Annotated in this window: 16 protein-coding genes and 1 pseudogene; 2 read left to right on the forward strand and 15 right to left on the reverse strand. The window is 64.3% G+C overall.

What is annotated here, in order from left to right; genetic code table 11:
- Nucleotides 1-101 precede the first annotated feature (101 nt).
- From NG696_RS04705 to NG696_RS04775, 15 genes and pseudogenes are all read right to left on the reverse strand, one after another.
- Nucleotides 102-515: pseudogene (locus tag NG696_RS04705) on the reverse strand (MazG nucleotide pyrophosphohydrolase domain-containing protein); the annotation flags it as partial.
- Nucleotides 516-576: 61 nt separating this feature from the next.
- Nucleotides 577-1725: an adenosine deaminase gene (locus NG696_RS04710; RefSeq protein ID WP_252566458.1), complete on the reverse strand. Its 1149-nt coding sequence runs from the start codon at nt 1723-1725 to the stop codon at nt 577-579.
- A gap of 39 nt (nt 1726-1764) precedes the next feature.
- Nucleotides 1765-2493: a DedA family protein gene (locus NG696_RS04715; RefSeq protein ID WP_252566461.1), complete on the reverse strand. Its 729-nt coding sequence runs from the start codon at nt 2491-2493 to the stop codon at nt 1765-1767.
- A 105-nt stretch (nt 2494-2598) separates the two neighbouring features.
- The gene (locus tag NG696_RS04720; protein WP_252566464.1) at nt 2599-3228 is read right to left on the reverse strand and encodes a DedA family protein; all 630 of its coding nucleotides are present in this window, start codon (nt 3226-3228) and stop codon (nt 2599-2601) included.
- 5 nt (nt 3229-3233) lie between these two features.
- Nucleotides 3234-4547, reverse strand: coding sequence for a thymidine phosphorylase (locus NG696_RS04725; protein WP_252566467.1), 1314 nt, complete (start codon nt 4545-4547; stop codon nt 3234-3236).
- Entirely contained in the window at nt 4544-4960 is a 417-nt protein-coding gene (locus NG696_RS04730; protein WP_252566470.1) for a cytidine deaminase, read from the reverse strand. Before NG696_RS04730 ends, NG696_RS04725 begins: the two co-directional genes overlap by 4 nt.
- 5 nt (nt 4961-4965) lie before the next feature.
- A complete protein-coding gene (locus tag NG696_RS04735) occupies nt 4966-6291 on the reverse strand; it encodes an ABC transporter permease (protein ID WP_252574421.1) in 1326 nt (441 codons plus the stop codon).
- The gene (locus NG696_RS04740; RefSeq protein ID WP_252566476.1) at nt 6288-7655 is read right to left on the reverse strand and encodes an ABC transporter permease; all 1368 of its coding nucleotides are present in this window, start codon (nt 7653-7655) and stop codon (nt 6288-6290) included. The genes NG696_RS04735 and NG696_RS04740 overlap by 4 nt, the downstream gene beginning before the upstream one ends.
- The gene (locus NG696_RS04745) at nt 7648-9306 is read right to left on the reverse strand and encodes an ABC transporter ATP-binding protein (protein ID WP_252574423.1); all 1659 of its coding nucleotides are present in this window, start codon (nt 9304-9306) and stop codon (nt 7648-7650) included. Before NG696_RS04745 ends, NG696_RS04740 begins: the two co-directional genes overlap by 8 nt.
- A 176-nt stretch (nt 9307-9482) precedes the next feature.
- Complete coding sequence (locus NG696_RS04750; protein WP_445260426.1) at nt 9483-10592, reverse strand: BMP family lipoprotein; 1110 nt, start codon at nt 10590-10592, stop codon at nt 9483-9485.
- Between the two features lie 296 nt (nt 10593-10888).
- Nucleotides 10889-11911, reverse strand: a complete 1023-nt coding sequence (locus NG696_RS04755) for an NADP-dependent oxidoreductase (RefSeq protein ID WP_252566480.1) — start codon at nt 11909-11911, stop codon at nt 10889-10891.
- On the reverse strand, nt 11908-12339 hold the full coding sequence (locus NG696_RS04760) for an organic hydroperoxide resistance protein (RefSeq protein ID WP_104060963.1): 432 nt from the start codon (nt 12337-12339) through the stop codon (nt 11908-11910). The genes NG696_RS04755 and NG696_RS04760 overlap by 4 nt, the downstream gene beginning before the upstream one ends.
- Before the next feature lie 45 nt (nt 12340-12384).
- A complete protein-coding gene (locus NG696_RS04765) occupies nt 12385-12819 on the reverse strand; it encodes a MarR family winged helix-turn-helix transcriptional regulator (protein ID WP_252574426.1) in 435 nt (144 codons plus the stop codon).
- Nucleotides 12820-13000: 181 nt separating this feature from the next.
- On the reverse strand, nt 13001-14200 hold the full coding sequence (locus tag NG696_RS04770) for an amidohydrolase (protein WP_252566489.1): 1200 nt from the start codon (nt 14198-14200) through the stop codon (nt 13001-13003).
- Between the two features lie 87 nt (nt 14201-14287).
- The gene (locus tag NG696_RS04775; protein ID WP_252566492.1) at nt 14288-15421 is read right to left on the reverse strand and encodes a mannose-1-phosphate guanylyltransferase; all 1134 of its coding nucleotides are present in this window, start codon (nt 15419-15421) and stop codon (nt 14288-14290) included.
- 256 nt (nt 15422-15677) lie between these two features.
- Here NG696_RS04775 and sdhC point away from each other — a divergent pair, with 256 nt between their 5' ends.
- Together sdhC and NG696_RS04785 are read left to right on the forward strand one after the other, a co-directional pair.
- A complete protein-coding gene (sdhC, locus tag NG696_RS04780) occupies nt 15678-16058 on the forward strand; it encodes a succinate dehydrogenase, cytochrome b556 subunit (protein WP_308291944.1) in 381 nt (126 codons plus the stop codon).
- A 3-nt stretch (nt 16059-16061) separates the two neighbouring features.
- Nucleotides 16062-16523, forward strand: a complete 462-nt coding sequence (locus NG696_RS04785; RefSeq protein WP_252566495.1) for a succinate dehydrogenase hydrophobic membrane anchor subunit — start codon at nt 16062-16064, stop codon at nt 16521-16523.
- Nucleotides 16524-16525: the final 2 nt, after the last annotated feature.

The raw sequence follows: 16525 nt of genomic DNA on the forward strand, positions 1-16525 counted from the left end.
AAACGCTACGTCTGCCGCGAAATTCATCCCATCCTCATCAAGATCCAACAACGCCACCAAACCCTTCAACAAGCCGCTTGACAACCATAGGAGCATCGAGATCCTGACCTTTCGGCCCGGTCGAGGAACTTCTGCGCCTTCGCCAGGGCCGGCAGTGCGTCCGGGATGCCTTCAAAGGGCCCCGTTCGCTCCGGACGTTCCGCAGTCTTCACGGCGTCCCATTTACGGACAATCTCCGCCACCGAGGCAGGGAAGGTGTCCTGCAGCGTGCCGTCGGGCCGGAAGACATGGGGATTGCGGCGGACCATTTTGGCGCTCAGCCCGCGGGCGACGTCGTCGAACGTGAACGTGCCGCGCTCCTCGGCGAGCCGGGCGTGCAGCACCACCTGAAGCAGCACATCGCCCAGTTCGCCGCGGAGCTCGGCGTCACCCGCGCCGGTCTCGATGGTCTCGGCAACCTCGAAGGCCTCCTCCAGGAGGTACTCCACCAGCGAGGCATGCGTGAGGGCGGCCATCCACGGGCAGTGCTCGCGCAGCTGGGCCACGACAGCGACCAGCCGATCGATGGGAGCCTGCTCAGCCAAGGTTGTCGTAGGCGTCGTTGATGTATTCCACCAACGCTTCCTTCTCTTCAAGCGGCAGGAAGGATGCCTCGGCAGCGTTAAGCGTGAGCTCCAGCAGATCGTCGAGGTCGTAGTCGAAAGTTTCCACGAGGAGTTCGAACTCGTCCGTCAGGGTGACGCCGCTCATCAGCCGGTTGTCGGTGTTGATGGTGACGTTGAAGCCCAGCTGGTACAGCATGTCCAGCGGGTGGCTCTCGATGCCCTCGCCGAAACCGGCGATCGCTCCGGTCTGGAGGTTCGACGACGGGCAGATCTCCAGGGCGATGCCGCGGTCGCGGATCCAGCTGGACAGGTCGCCCAGGGTGACCAGGCCGATGTTGTCCTCGTCGCTCGCGGCGTCGTCGTCTTCGTCGTCGAACTCCACCATGATGTCCTCGGCGATGCGGACGCCGTGGCCCAGGCGCAGTGCCCGGCCGTCAACGAGGGCGGACTGGATGCTTTCGAGTCCGGCGGCCTCGCCGGCGTGCACCGTCGCGGGGAAGTTGTGCTGGGCGAGGTACGTGAAGGCGTCCTTGAACCGGGACGGGAGGAAGCCGTCTTCAGCTCCGGCGATGTCAAAGCCCACAGCGCCCTTGTTGCGGTGGCGGACAGCGAGTTCGGCGATTTCCTGGCCGCGGTCTGCGTGGCGCATGGCGGTGATCAGCTGACCCACCTGGATTTCGCGGCCGCTTTCGGTCACGGCGTCCACACCGGCTTCGAGGCCTTCCTGGACTGCTTCAACAACCTCGTCCAGGGACAGGCCCTTCTGGAGGTGCTGCTCCGGTGCCCAACGCACTTCGCCGTATACCACGCCGTCGTCCGCGAGGTCCTCGACGAATTCCTTGGCGACGCGGATGAGGCCTTCCTTGGTCTGCATCACGGCCACTGTGTGGTCGAACGTCTCCAGGTAGCGGACCAGCGAGCCGGAATCCGCGGACTCGCGGAACCACTCGCCCAGGGCCACCGGGTCCGTGGAAGGCAGCGTGTGGCCAACGGCCGCGGCCAGCTCGATGATGGTGGCTGGACGGAGACCACCGTCCAGGTGGTCGTGCAGCGAAACCTTAGGCAGGCTCTTCAGGTCGAAATCGATGGCAGGGGCAGCGTCAACAATAGGCTCAGTCACCATCCAACCTTAGGGTCGGCAGGCGGCTTATGCCAGCCGCTACTTTCCCAGCTGCTCCGCCTCGGCCGGGGCAGACGCCAGCAGCGGCGAAGCCGCGGTATGCGCGGGCACGGAACCTTGAGGGCCGCCGTCGAGCCATTCATCCACAGTTTCGGCGTCATTGCGGGCCAGGTGCTTGTGCCACCAGCGCAGCAGGTGGTCGATCAGGATGCCCAGCACGATGGCGAACACCACGGCAATGCCTGCGCTGAGCAGCGGGTTGTTGTGGAGCCAGGGGAACGAACTGGCCAGTATCCCGATGCCGATGGAGTACCCCACCCACGTGATGCAAGCGAAGGCGTCCAGCAGGAAGAACCGGCGGTGCGCAAAGCCGGTGCTGCCGGCCACATAGTTGACCGCCACCCGGCCCCAGGGAATGTAGCGCGCCGTGAAAATCAGGACGGCGCCGCGTTTTTCGAGTTCATACCGTGCCCAGCCAAAAGCCTTCTGCACTTTGGGACGCCGCATCCACTTCCAGCGGTCAAGGCCGATCCTGCGGCCGAGCATAAACGCCATGTTGTCACCCGCGATGGCACCGATCAGTGCTGTCGCGCCCAAGATCCAAAGATTCGGTTCACCGCTGTGCCGGGAAAACGCGGCCAGCGCCACAATCAGCGTCTCGCTGGGAACCACCATGGCGAAGCCGTCAATGAAGAAGAACACAAGAAGGACCGGGTAGATCCACCATTGGCCCGCTGCATGGAGCACGGCCTCATTAATAAACTCCACGCGGGTCTTGCTCCTAGACGAAATGATGCAGCCGGAAGTGACGTAAATCGCTCTTCAGTGTCCCATGCCCGGGACCCTACCCGCTACGCGCGGACGCCGCAAACCCTAGGCTTCCGGATCCTTCAGCCGCTCCACCACAGGAACCTTTCCCCGGATGCGGTTAATGATCAGGTCCACCACGATTCCAAGGCCCACGGCGCAGACGATTGCGATGGCCGCGCCGAGCAGATGATTGTTTTCAAACCACTGGCCGAAGAACAGCCCGATACCCACGGAGTAGGAGGCCCAGAGCGTGGCGGAGAGCACCGTCAAGCCGACGAACCGCACGTGCGAATAGTGGGTCACGCCCGCGGTGAGGTTGACGGCAACCCTGCCGATGGGAATGAACCGCGCCACCAGGATGAGGGACGCCGGCCGCTTCCTCAGCTCGTCTCCTGCCCAGCGGAAGGCACTTTGCATCCGCGGTCCGCGCATCCAGTGCCAGCGCCGGGTACCCACCCGTCGCCCAATGAGGTAGGCGATGTTATCGCCTGAGAAAGCACCCAGGCCCGCGACCGCCATCAGCAGCCAGGGATTGGGGACGTCCGCGGTGGCGGCCACTGCGGCCAGCCCCACCACCACGGATTCGCTGGGTATCGGCGGGAAAAACCCGTCGATCAGGCAGCAGGCCAGCACAAGGAGGAGCACCCACGGCTGCCCGGCGGCAGCAAGGATGAATTCATTGATGGCCTGCATTGTCCCTATGCTATTCGGTCGATGATGAGCTGCTGGGCCGGGCGCGACCCTTCCGGGGCGATCGTGGCGGCGTGTTCAAGGGCTTCCTTGGCGCGCGCGAACTTTTCCGGCGTATCCGTGAGCAGCGTCATCAGCGGCTCACCCGCACGCACCACGGCACCGGGCTTTGCATGCATGCGGATGCCGGCACCGGCCTGGACGGCGTCTTCCTTGCGGGCACGCCCCGCCCCGAGACGCCACGCCGCAACGCCCACCGCCAGGGCATCAAGCCCCACCAGGACACCGTCGGCCGGGGCGTAGATGACCTCGGATTCCTTGGCGACCGGCAGCTTGGCGCGCGGATCTCCGCCCTGCGCTTCGATCATCCGGTTCCAGACGTCCATGGCCCGGCCGTCCTTCAGCGCGGCCCGGGGATCGGCGTTGTGGACGCCCGCGCAGGCCAGCATCTCTTCAGCCAGCCGGACGGTGAGTTCGACGACGTCTTCCGGGCCGCCGCCGGCCAGGACCTCCACGGATTCCTCCACTTCGATCGCGTTGCCAGCGGTGAGGCCGAGCGGCGTGCTCATGTTGGTCAGCAGCGCCACCGTGTTGACGCCGGCGTCCTTGCCAAGGGCCACCATGGTTTCGGCCAGTTCGCGCGCCCGGGCCTCATCCTTCATAAAGGCGCCGCTGCCCACCTTGACGTCCAGGACCAGGGACCCCGTGCCTTCGGCGATCTTCTTGCTCATGATCGAGGAGGCGATCAGCGGGATCGCCTCGACCGTGCCGGTGACGTCCCGCAGTGCGTAGAGCTTCTTGTCCGCCGGCGCCAGCCCCGCCCCGGCAGCGCAGATCACGGCGCCCACGTCCTGAAGCTGCGCCATAATTTCGTCGTTGCTCAGGGCGGCCCGCCAGCCGGGGATCGATTCCAGCTTGTCCAGGGTGCCGCCGGTGTGGCCCAGCCCGCGGCCGGATAGCTGCGGCACCGCCACGCCGAACACTGCCACCAGCGGTGCCAGCGGAAGCGTGATCTTGTCCCCCACTCCCCCGGTGGAATGCTTGTCGCTGGTAGCCTTCACGCCGCCGTCGGGCCGCCGGAGGCCGCCGAAGTCCATCCGTTCGCCCGAGGCGATCATCGCCGCCGTCCAGCGCGAAATTTCGGCGCGGTCCATGCCGTTGAGCAGGATGGCCATGTTCAACGCGGCCATCTGTTCGTCGGCGATGACCCCGCGGGTGTACGCGTTAATGGTCCAGTCGATCTGCTCCGGGCTCAGGGCGCCCCGGTCCCGCTTGGTGCGGATGATGTCGACGGCGTCGAATGCCTCAGTTGCCTGTGTCACCTTGGATCCTCCAGGTTTTGGGGACCAAATGCGTCGGGCAGCACCTGGTCCATGGTTTTGATGCCTTGTGTGGTCATAAGCTCCATGCCAGGCGCGCGGAATTCATAGAGAAGCTGCCGGCAGCGGCCGCACGGCATCAGCACGTTGCCCGCAGCGTCTACGCAGTAGAAGGCGCGCAACAACCCGCCGCCGGTCATGTGCAGGTTGCCCACCAGGGCACATTCAGCACACAGGGAGAGCCCGTAGCTTGCGTTCTCCACGTTGCAGCCGCTGACCAGCCGCCCGTCCTCGGTGAAGGCCGCGGCCCCCACCGGGTACTTCGAATACGGGGCGTAGGCGTTTTTCATGGCGCTCACGGCGGCCTGCTTGAGCGCCTGCCAGTCCACGGGGAGCGAAACCCGATCCCGTTCCATGGCCGTCAACCCTTGATGTACGGGATGCCGCTGGCTGCCGGTGGCCGGGACCTGCCCACCAGCCCGGCCACGGCCAGCACCGTCACCAGGTAGGGCAGCATGGCCATGAACTGGCTCGGCACCGGGGTTCCGATGATGGTCACAATGCTCTGCAGGTTGTCTGCAAAGCCGAACAGCAGGGCGGCGAAGAACGCGCCGATCGGGTTCCAGCGTCCGAAGATCAGCGCGGCGAGTGCGATGAAGCCTCGTCCGCCGGAGATTTCCTTCGTGAAGCTGTCGATCGCCACGAGCGTGAAGAACGAGCCGCCGATGCCTGCGATGGCGCCACCCAACGTGACGTTCCAGAAGCGGGTGGCGTTGACCTTGATGCCCATCGTGTCGGCGGCCTGCGGGTGTTCACCCACGGCGCGGACCCGCAGGCCCCACTTGGTTTTGAACAGCCCAACCCACACCACGATGACGGCGACGTACATCAGGTAGCCCACCAGCGACTGCTTGAACAGGATAGGGCCGAGGATCGGGATTCCGGAGAGGATGGGAATCTGGACGATGTCCAGGCCGGGCGGTGAGTTGAACTGGGCCTTGTCCGCCTGCATAACGGTGCTGAACAGGAAGCCGGTGACGCCGGAAATCAGGACGTTGAGCACCACGCCGACGATGATCTGGTTGACCAGGTACCTGATGCTGAACACCGCAAGCACCATGGACACCGCCGCGCCCGCCACAGCTGCCGCGAGCAGGCCCACAAAGGGGTTTTGCGTAATGCTGGCCACGATTGCGGCGGTGAAGGCGCCGCCCAGGAGCTGGCCTTCGATGGCGATGTTGACTACCCCGACCCGCTCGCACAGCACACCGGACAAAGATCCGAACACCAGCGGGACGGCCAGGGTGACCGAACCGGCGATGAGTCCGGCCAGTGAAATGCTGGGCGTCCGGGCACCGCCGACCACCCAGATGAGGAAGGCTGCGACAAACAGCACCGTAAAGGTGATGGTCAGCCAGGCCGGGGTGGGCCGGACCTTGGTCTTCAGATAGACGGAATAGGCCGCCAGCCCAAGCATCAGGACCGAGAGGGTGATGCCGCCCGGCATTGCGGGAACTTCAAGCACGGGCAGTTGGAAAAAGTCCCCGCCGGTGGAAATTCCGAACCTTGCGGTCTGCGCTGATCCCATCAGGCCGAAGAAAACAAAAGCGACGAGTCCCAGCGCCGAGAGCAGGACGGGGGTTTTCCAGAGCACCGGTTTGCCGGATGTTGGCTGGGCCTCGTCGGCTTGGGGCGATGTTCCTGGCGTTCCGCGTCCCGGCAGGGGCGATGTTGCTGTTGCGCTCATGCTGCGCCTCCGGTGGTTGCTGCCTGCTGGGTTTTTCCGGCCTTGGCTGGCTTCTTGCGGCGGGGGTTCAGCCCGAAGACTGCCCGGACCAGCGGCGGGGCCGCGATAAAGAGGACAATCAGCGACTGGACCACCAGGACAATGTCGATGGGTGTTCCGGTCTGGATCTGCATCTGCACGGCACCGGCGCGGAAGGCGCCGAACAGCAGGCCGGCAGCGAAGGTGCCCCACGGCGTCGAACGTCCCAGCAGCGCCACCGTGATGGCGTCAAACCCGTACGTTGCAGCGACGCCGTCTGTCAGGACCTTTTCCGTGCCCGCCACCTGGGCCACGCCGGACATTCCCGCCAGCGCACCGGCGATGGCCATGACCAGGATGGTGGACCGGGAGACGTTGATTCCGGCGGTCAGGGCAGCCTTCGGATTGGCTCCCACGGCCCGGAATTCAAAGCCGACGGTGGAGCGGTTCAGCAGCCACCACACCAGGACGGTGGCCGCGATGGCCAGGACGAAGCCCAGGTGCAGGCGATACTGGGAGCCGAAAATCTGGGGGTACACGGCGGTTGCGTCCAGGATGGGCGAGATCGGGTTGGACTCCCCCGGACGCTGGAACGCCGGAGTGTTCAGCAGGTATCCCAGGAAGTACAGCGCAATGTAGTTGAACATGATGGTCAGGATGACTTCGTGGGCACCTGTCCGGGCCTTCAGGAGACCAACCAGGCCACCCCAGAGGGCGCCTCCCACGATGCCTGCCACGAGGACGAGCAACAGGTGCAGGCCCAACGGAAGGTGCAGGGCGAAACCGACCCAGCCCGCCAGGATGCCGGCCATGATGATCTGGCCCTGGGCGCCAATGTTGAACAGGCCGGCCCGGAACGCGAGCGCGACGCCGAGGCCTGCCGTGATGAGCGGTGTGGCGATGGTGAGGGTTTCCATCAGCGGCGCGAACTGGACCGCGAGGCTCGAACCCCGGGGGTTGAAGACCGAGCCCTGGAACAAGGCAACGTAGGACTGTGTGGCGGCTTGCCAGACTGCGGAGAGGAAGTCTGTGGGTCGGGCGAACAGATACGCCGAGGTGGTGCTGACGCGCTCGTCCGTGGCGGCGATCAACAGTCCGCCCAACACAAGTGCCAGCAGCACCGCCAGGACTGAGACCATGCCGCTGCCGGTGAAGATCTTCCGGAGCAGCGTGTCCGGCCCGCCGGGCAGCTTTCCGCTTTGGGCGCTGGCTGGTACGGCTGAAGGGCTGATGGCGCCGCCGGCCGTGTCCACGGCCACCCCGGCGGCGGTTTCGTCCGCCGCCGGGGTTGGCTCGTCCGCTTTCGCTTGCTGGTCCGCATGCTTAGGGTGACGCTCTTCAGGCATGATCGCCTCCTTCGGCGCTGGAGGTTCCGCGGCGTTCTGCGGCGGCGGAGTCAGTCTTGTCAGCGGCTGATGTGTCAGCGCCGGTCTTGCTTACGCTCGTGGTACCTGAGCCGGTCTTGTCAGGGCTCGTCTTATCTACGCTCGCAGCGTCCTCTGGTGAGATGCCGGCCATCATCAGGCCCAGGACGCCGCGTCCGGTCCCTGCCGGGACGATTCCCACCAGCTTGCCCTTATAGAGCACGGCGATGCGGTCGGCGAGTTCCATGACTTCGTCCAGTTCGGTGGAGATGATCATGACAGGCGTGCCCTGGTCGCGTTCCGCCACGATCCGTTTATGAAGGAACTCGATGGACCCGACGTCCACACCCCGGGTGGGCTGCGAGGCAATGAAGAGCCGCAGCGGCCGGGACAGCTCCCGTGCCATGACCACTTTCTGTTGATTGCCGCCCGAGAGCGTGCCGGCCGCCAGCAGGCCCGAGGGTGTCCGGACATCGAACTCGTCGATCCGTGATTTGGCGTTCTCCAGGACCTTCGCCGGACTCATGCTGATGCCCTTGGCAAACGGCGGCTGATCGTACCGGTCAAGAATCAGGTTTTCGGCGATCGAGAACGTGCCGATGAGGCCGTCAACAGACCGGTCTTCCGGAACGAAGCCGACGCCGGCGTTAAGGACCTCCTTCACACTGCGGCCAACAAGTTCCACATCGTCCAGGAGGATGGAGCCGTGCACGCGGTCCTGGAGTCCGAGGATGGCCTCGGTGAGTTCGGTCTGGCCGTTGCCTTGCACGCCTGCGACGGCCAGGATCTCTCCGCGAGAAATGTCGAAGCTGAGGCCGTCCACGGTGTGCTGCCCGTTCGGGGCGATGACAGTGAGGTCTTTGACCTGGAAAGTCTTCTCTTTGGGACTGGCGGGTGCCTTCTCGAGTGTGAGGCTGACGGCGCGGCCCACCATCATGGAGGCCAGCTCCGCGGTGGAGGCGCCTGGATGCGCCGAACCAACAACTTTGCCCCGCCGGATCACGGTGATGGTGTCCGAGACAGCCTTCACCTCGCGCAGCTTGTGCGAGATGAAGACTATCGAGGTTCCGTTGGACTTGAGCTGGCGCATGATGTCCAGCAGCTCATCGGTGTCCTGGGGCGTCAGCACCGCCGTCGGCTCATCAAGGATCAGGACCCGGGCGTCGCGGACCAGCGCCTTGATGATTTCCACCCGCTGCTGTACGCCCACCGGGAGGTCCTCCACCAGGGCGTCGGGGTCGACATCGAACCCGTAGCGGTCCGAAATCTCCTTGATCTTGCGCCGGGTGTCATCCAGGTTCAGGAAGCCGCCGGTTTTGGTGGACTCGGCTCCAAGGGCCACATTCTCGGCAACCGTGAAAACAGGAACGAGCATAAAGTGCTGGTGCACCATGCCGATGCCGGCAGCCATCGCGTCGCCGGGGCCCCGGAAGTAAACAGGTTTGTCGTCGATGAGGATTTCGCCCTCAGAGGGCTCGTAGAGCCCGTACAGCACATTCATCAGGGTGGACTTGCCGGCCCCGTTCTCGCCCAGCAGACAGTGGATCTGTCCGGGTTCAACCACCACGTCGATGTGGTCGTTGGCGAGCAGCGAGCCGAAGCGTTTGGTGATCCCTCTGAGTTCAAGTTTCAAAACTCTGACCAATCTCGAAGCGTCCGGTGAATCCCACCGGACGGGATAGGTGGCTGCAGCACCAGCCTAGTGCGTGCAGTCCTGCGTGGGCGGTCTCGCCGACGCCGAATTCCAACGAAAAGCGCCACCGCCCGGCCAGTCGATGACCATCCGGGAGTGGCGCCTAGCGAGGATGACTAAGCCTTGGGGCTTGCCGCAGATACGACCTTCAGCTTGCCGTCGACGATGTCCTTCTTGAGCTGGTCCAGCTCGGACTTCAGGTCGGACGGGACCTGCCCGTCGAAGCTGTGGAAAGGTGCCAGCTGGACGCCGTCGTTCGCCAAGGTGCCGACATATGGCGTGTTGGTGAACTTGCCTTCCTTGTCGTCCTTGACCACGGTTTCAACGGCTTCGCCCATAAGCTTCATGACCGAGGAAAGCATGATGTCCTTGTATTCGGGTGCGGTCAGGAATCCGTCGGAGTCAACCCAGATCATCTTGACGTCCTTGCCGGCCGCTTTCGCCTCCATCAGGGCTGCACCGGCTCCCTTGCCCACCGGACCGGCGACGGGCATCACAATGTCCGCGCCCTGGTCAAGGAAGTTTTGGGTGAGCTGCTTGCCCTTGTCCTGCTTTTCAAAGTCGCCCGTGAAGCTGCCATCCTGGGCCGCCTTGTCCCAGCCAAGGACTTTGACGTCCTTGCCCTTCTGCTCGTTGTAGTACTTGACGCCGTCGGCAAACCCATCCATGAAAATGGTCACGGTGGGAATCTCCCTGCCGCCGAACGTGGCCACACTTCCTGTCTTGGTGGTGCCTGCGGCCAGGTAACCGGCCAGGAACGCTGCCTGGGCGGTGTCGTAGATGATCGGCTTGACGTTGCTGATGGGCGGGTCGTAGCCGAAGTCGATGATGGCAAAGTGGCGGTCCGGGTTGTCCGTAGCCTGCTTCTTGGTGGCATCACCCAGCAGGAAGCCGACGGTCAGGGTGAGATCGCAGTTGGCGGCAACCATGGCGCGGAGGTTTGGCTCGAAGTCGTTGTTGGTCTTGGACTCGGCCTGGTTGACCTTGATGCCCAGGTCAGCCTCGGCCTTCTTCAGGCCATCGTAGGAGGACTGGTTGAACGACTGGTCATCGAATCCGCCGGAGTCCGAGACGATGCAGCCGGTGTAGTCGCTCGCTGTTGCGGTGGCGGTGCCTCCAGCGTCAGGTGCCGCGCCGCAGCCGGTCAGCAGGAGTGCTGTGGCACCCACTGAGGCCATGCCTGCCATTGAACCGCGCTTGAACTTAGCGCGCAGTGTGTTCTTCAAATTTCCTCCAGGGAGAGAGTGGCGCTACGACTCGAATTCAATGAGTGTCCGTTTCTACACTGAAATTCTGTTTTCACTGAGGGCTTCGCAGCACTGCGCCGAAGCGCCTGATACAAGCAACATTAGTGGGCTGCAACACATCCGATACCACATTGAAGCCGGATCCCGAAGATTGTTGAGAATTTGTTACCAACCAGTAGAAAACCTGCGGTTCCGCACCCCTCACTTTAAGCGCGAACGGACACTTGGGGCCCGCCGGGCGGGGCCTCAAATGTCCGTTCGCGCTGGTGGGGGGCTTAGAGGCGCACGAGCATCTTGCCGGTGTTGGCGCCGTCGAGCAGGTCCATGAAAGCCTGGGGCGCATTCTCCAGCCCGTCCACCACGGTCTCGTCATACCGGACTGAACCTTCCGCCAGCCAGGCTGACATCTTGCCGAAGAATTCAGCGCTGTGCTGGCGCTGTCCGCTGACCAGGAACCCCCGCAGGGTGAGCTGCTTGCCGATGGCAAGGGCGAGGTTCCGCGGCGCCGGCGTGGGTTCGGTGGAGTTGTACTGGGCTATCGCGCCGCACATGGCCACACGGCCGCCCACATTCAGGACCGCCAGGGCAGCCTCCAGATGATCGCCACCCACGTTGTCGAAATACACGTCAATACCTGCGGGTCCTGCGGCCTGGACAAGCTGTTCCCGCACCGGCCCGTCGTTGTAGTTGAATGCGGCGTCGAAGCCCAGTTCCAGGAGCCGGGCCACCTTCTCCGCGGTTCCCGCGCTGCCGATGACCCTGGAAGCGCCCATCGCCTTGGCGATCTGGCCCACAAGAGAGCCCACGGCACCCGCCGCACCTGACACGAATACGGCATCGCCGGGCTTGAACTCGGCCACTTTGAGCAGCCCGGCGTACGCCGTCAGTCCGGTCATGCCCAGCGCGCCAAGGAACGCCGACGCCGGTGCAAGGTCCGTGCGGGCAACCGACGTTGCGTCTGCTTCCAGGACCGCGAATTCCCGCCAGCCGAGCTGATGGACGACGGCGTCCCCCACCTTGCGCCCCTCGGCCCTGGACGCGATGACCTCACCGATGGCGCCGCCGTCGAGCGCTGCATCCAGCGCGAACGGCGGGGAGTACGACTTGACGTCGTTCATACGGCCGCGCATGTAGGGGTCCACGGAGACGTAGAGGTTGCGGACCAGGATCTGGCCGTCCTGAAGCTCCGGCAGCGGTGACTCTGCCAGTCGGAAGTTTTCGGGACCGGGACGCCCTACCGGACGCGAGGCCAGGCGGATTTCGCGGCTGGATGATGGCAGTGCCGTTGTCACGCTCATGCTGCGAACTCCAGGATCTTGATGTCCACGGTCATGTTTCCCCGGGTGGCGTTGGAATAGGGGCAGATCTGATGCGCTTTGGCCACCAGGGACTCGGCCGTGGCGAGATCCAGGGCCGGAACCGCGATCTCCAGTTCAGCAGCGAGACCGTAGCCCACGCCGTCGTTCAGTGCGCCAAAGTGGATCTTGGCGGCCACGGCTGAATCGGTCAGGTCTGCGCGCTCCTTGCGCCCCACGAGGCGGAGGGCCGAGTGGAAGCATGCCGCGTAACCGGCGGCAAAGAGCTGCTCCGGGTTGGTTCCCTGGCCGTCACCGCCCAGCTCCACGGGGCTGGCAAGGCTGACATCCAGCTTGCCATCATTGGTGCGTGCGTTGCCGTCGCGGCCTTCGCCGGAAGCCAGGGCCTCGGCAGTGTAGAGAGTCTTCATAGGTGGTCCGTCCTGTTGGATGTGGATAACGGAAATCTTTGGCGCTCAGTGCGTGCGGTGAAGGGCTTCCGTGAGCCTTTCAAGAGTGGTGCGAAGCTGTTCCAGCTCCTCGGCTGACAACCCGGCGGCGTCCGCAAGGTGCCGAGGAATCCCGCTGGCCCTGCTGCTGAGCGAGCATCCGGTCGGCGTCAGGTGGACTGCAACACGGCGCTCATCTTCCCCGGACCGGCGGCGCTCCACGAGCCCCATGGCCTCAAGCCGCTTGAGCAGCGGCGATAGCGTGCCGGAGTCAAGGCCCAGTTCCTCGCCGAGCTCCTTGACGCCCTTCGGCTCCGATTCCCAGAGGACCAGCATCACCAGATACTGCGGGTACGTCAGGCCGAGGTCTTCCAAGACTGGGCGGTAGACCGCTGTTGCCGCGCGGGACGCGGAGTACAGCGCAAAACACACCTGGCGGTCGAGGCGGGGGGCTTCAGTCATACCTAAGACGATAGTCCACAATTCAATTGTGCACAACTTACCACGCCAAAGAGACGCGCGAACGAGCAGATAACACCCTCAAAACCGGGTTTTGAGGGTGTTATCTGCCAGTTCGCGCGGGAGGGCAAGGGCTTAAATGTCCGTTCGCGCGCCAGGGGTTAGATAGCTCGGGGCGCGGGGGCTAGAGGTCGCGGATGGTCCGGAGGGCCGCTGCCGTGAGGACCTGGATGCCCAGGCCCAGGGCGCGTTCGTCCAGGATGTAGTCACCGCGGTGCAGGTCGTACTCCTCGCCGCCGGGGGTCTTGGTACCCAGGCGCATCATGGCGCCAGGCCGTTCAGCCAGGAACCAGGCGAAGTCCTCGCCGCCCATGGACTGCGGCGTCAGCACTACGGCGCCCTCGCCGATTTCAGCGCGGGCTGCGGCCTCAATGAGCGCGGTCTCGTCCTCGGAGTTCACAACAGGCGGGACGCCCCTGGTGTGTTCCAGGTGGACATCCACCCCATAGGGCGCGGCCACCTGCTGCACGACTTCATCCAGGAGCTCGCCGGCGTCATGCCAGGCATCGCGGTCGAGGCAGCGCATGGTGCCTGACATGTAACCGGTGCCCGGGATGGCATTGGGTGCCGATCCGGCGTTGATCTGGCCCCAGACCACGGATACTCCGCTGCGGACATCCACCCGGCGTGAAAGCACGGCCGGAACGTTGACGGCGATCTGCGCCAGGGCGAAGACCAGGTCCTCGGTAAGGTGCGGGCGGGACGTATGGCCGCCGCGGCCGCTCAGCTCGATCTTGATGGTGTCCGAAGCGGACGTAATGGCGCCGATGCGCGTACCGATGCGTCCGACGTCGATCCTCGGGTCGCAGTGCAGCGCAAGGATGCGCGGCACACCGTCCAGGACGCCCTGCTCAATGCAGGACAGTGCGCCACCGGGCATGGTCTCCTCGGCAGGCTGGAAAATGATCCGGACCGAACCGCCCAGCGGGGACTCCTCGTGCATGCGCTGCAGGACCAGCGCGACGCCGAGCATGGCGGCGGTGTGGACGTCGTGGCCACACGCATGTGTGACGCCATGGTTCTTCGAGGCAAACGGCAGCCCCGTTTCCTCGATGATGGGCAGGGCATCAATGTCGCCGCGGAGCGCTGTGGCGATGGTCCCCTCGCCGATGTCGACGGTGAGGCCGGTGCCTTCAAGCCGCCGCGGAGCCAGTCCGGCGGCTTCGAGCCGCTCCACCAGCTTGTCTGTGGTGCGGAATTCCTTGAAGGAAAGCTCGGGGTGCGCGTGCAGATCCCGGCGAAAGTCGATCAGCTCCGGCAGGAGGGGTTCCAACCATGGCCGCACTAATGCGGTGGGCTCGGCTTCAGTAGTGTAATTACGCACTCATTTACTCTAGCGAGCGTCCACGGAATAGCGTCATCACGGCGGGCGCGTTACAGATTGTGCCGCGCCTGGACACTTCCGACCGGGTTACAGAACGTCGGTGTCGCCACTGGCCTTGAGCGCGTCAACGGCTCCCTTGACCCGCTGCGCATGCTGCTTGGTGGTCACCAGGAGGGCATCGCCCGTGTCAACGATGACCACGTCCTTGATGCCGATCAGGGCGATCACGCGCTTCGTGTCCGAAACCACCACACCGCTGGCGTTTTCGGTGAAAACCCGGGCGCCTTCACCGATAACGGTGACGTCATCGACTTCCCGCGCACTGTTGAGCCGGCCCACCGAAGCAAAGTCCCCGACGTCGTCCCATCCGAAGGTGCCCGGCACAACGGCAACATCGCCGGCAGCGGCGGCAGGCTCGGCCACCGCATAGTCAATGGCGATCTTAGGCAACGTGGGCCAGACGCGGGCTGTGACGGCATCACGTTCGGGAGTGTCCCAGGCCTGGGCGATCTCCTGCAGGCCCTTGAACAGCTCCGGCTGGTTGGCCTCAAGGTGCCTCAGCATCAGGGCAACGGGAGCCACGAACATACCTGCGTTCCAGACATACTCACCGCTGTCCACATACTGCTGGGCAACTTCCTCGTCCGGCTTCTCCACGAACTCCACCACGGCCTGGGCGCTGGGCGCACCTTCGATGTTGAGTTCCGCGCCGGCCCGGATGTAACCGAAGCCGGTGGACGGGTGGGTCGGCTTGATGCCGATGGTCACGATCTTGCCGGCGGCGGCCGTGTGGATGGCCTCGCGGACGGCCTGCTGGAACAGGTGGTCAGGACTGATGACCTGGTCAGCGGCGAAGGAACCCATGATGGTGTCCGGGTCACGCTGGTACAGGATGGCGGCAGCCAGGCCAATGGCGGCGCCGGAATCCTTGGGCTCGCTCTCCAGGACCAGGTCAGACTCCTGGACCTCGGGGAGCTGCCGGCAGACGGCAGCCCGGTGCGCAGTGCCGGTCACCACGAGCACGCGCCTGCCTGCCAGTGGCTCCAGACGGTCGTAAGTGGCGCGCAGCAAAGTGCTGCCGGACCCCGTGAGGTCGTGAAGGAATTTGGGAGCTGCTGCGCGTGACAGGGGCCAGAGGCGGGTCCCCACTCCGCCTGCCGGAATCACCGCAATAAAGCGGTTCAGGGGTGAATCCGGGCTTGTCACTTTGTCTGTACTCATCACCGCTACTTTAGCTGACAAGCCGTGAACTGCCCTTTCAGAACCCTCCGCCAGCTCCCGCGGGCGCGCCATGGTGTGGTGTTCGTCTCATCTGCAGGCAAAACGCAGGCATTGCGGGGTCACCAAGGAGTTCCTAAATTGAATAAGCTGTGAGCGAAGCCTAGATTTAGGCCTGAGCTACGAGTTGCTCTCGCAGCAGGCGTTCCCCCCGCGTGGATCTCATGCCAGCGCCGCTGTGTTGCAGGGAGGTTTATCAGTGCCGACAAAACCAGCTGGCACCTTGTACCGCGGCCGTGAAGGCATGTGGTCCTGGGTAGGACACCGGATTACCGGTGTAGTGATCTTTTTCTTCTTGTTGGTCCATGTGCTGGACACCTCATTGGTGCGTGTGTCCCCGGAGGCCTACACGGCTGTTATCGGTGCCTACAAGAACCCCCTCATGGCCCTGGGTGAAACGGGCCTGGTTGCCGCGATCGTCTTCCACGCCTTTAACGGCCTGCGGATCATCGCCGTCGACTTCTGGAAGAAGGGCGCCAAATACCAGCGCCAGATGCTGTGGACCGTCCTGGCCCTGTGGGTAGTTGTGATGGTCGGCTTCTCCATCCGCCACCTTTCCCTCGCCCTCGGAGGTTACTAAGCCATGACTGCAACGATCGAAAACCCGCGCAGCGGCAAGATCTCCCCCCAGTACCGCCGCACCGGCGCAAGCCGGGGCAACTTCGAAATGTTCGCCTGGCTGTTCATGCGCCTTTCCGGCGTAGTGCTGGTGGTGCTCATCTTCGGGCACCTCTTCGTGAACCTCCTGGTGGGCGAAGGCATCCACGCCATCGACTTCGGCTTCGTCGCCGGCAAGTGGGCTGACCCGTTCTGGCAGATCTGGGACCTCGCCATGCTGTGGCTGGCCATGCTGCACGGCACCAATGGCGTCCGCACCATCATCAACGACTACGCCGAGAAGGATTCCACCCGTCTCTGGCTCAAGATCGTCCTCTACGCGGCCACCACCGTGATCATCGTCCTTGGCACCCTGGTGATCTTCACCTTCAACCCGTGCCCCGTGGTTGACGGCGTTCCGCTGCCCGGCGGCTTCTGCCCCGCGTAGCC

It is taken from the genome of Pseudarthrobacter cellobiosi (genome assembly GCF_023913755.1).
GTDB classification, from domain to species: domain Bacteria; phylum Actinomycetota; class Actinomycetes; order Actinomycetales; family Micrococcaceae; genus Arthrobacter; species Arthrobacter cellobiosi.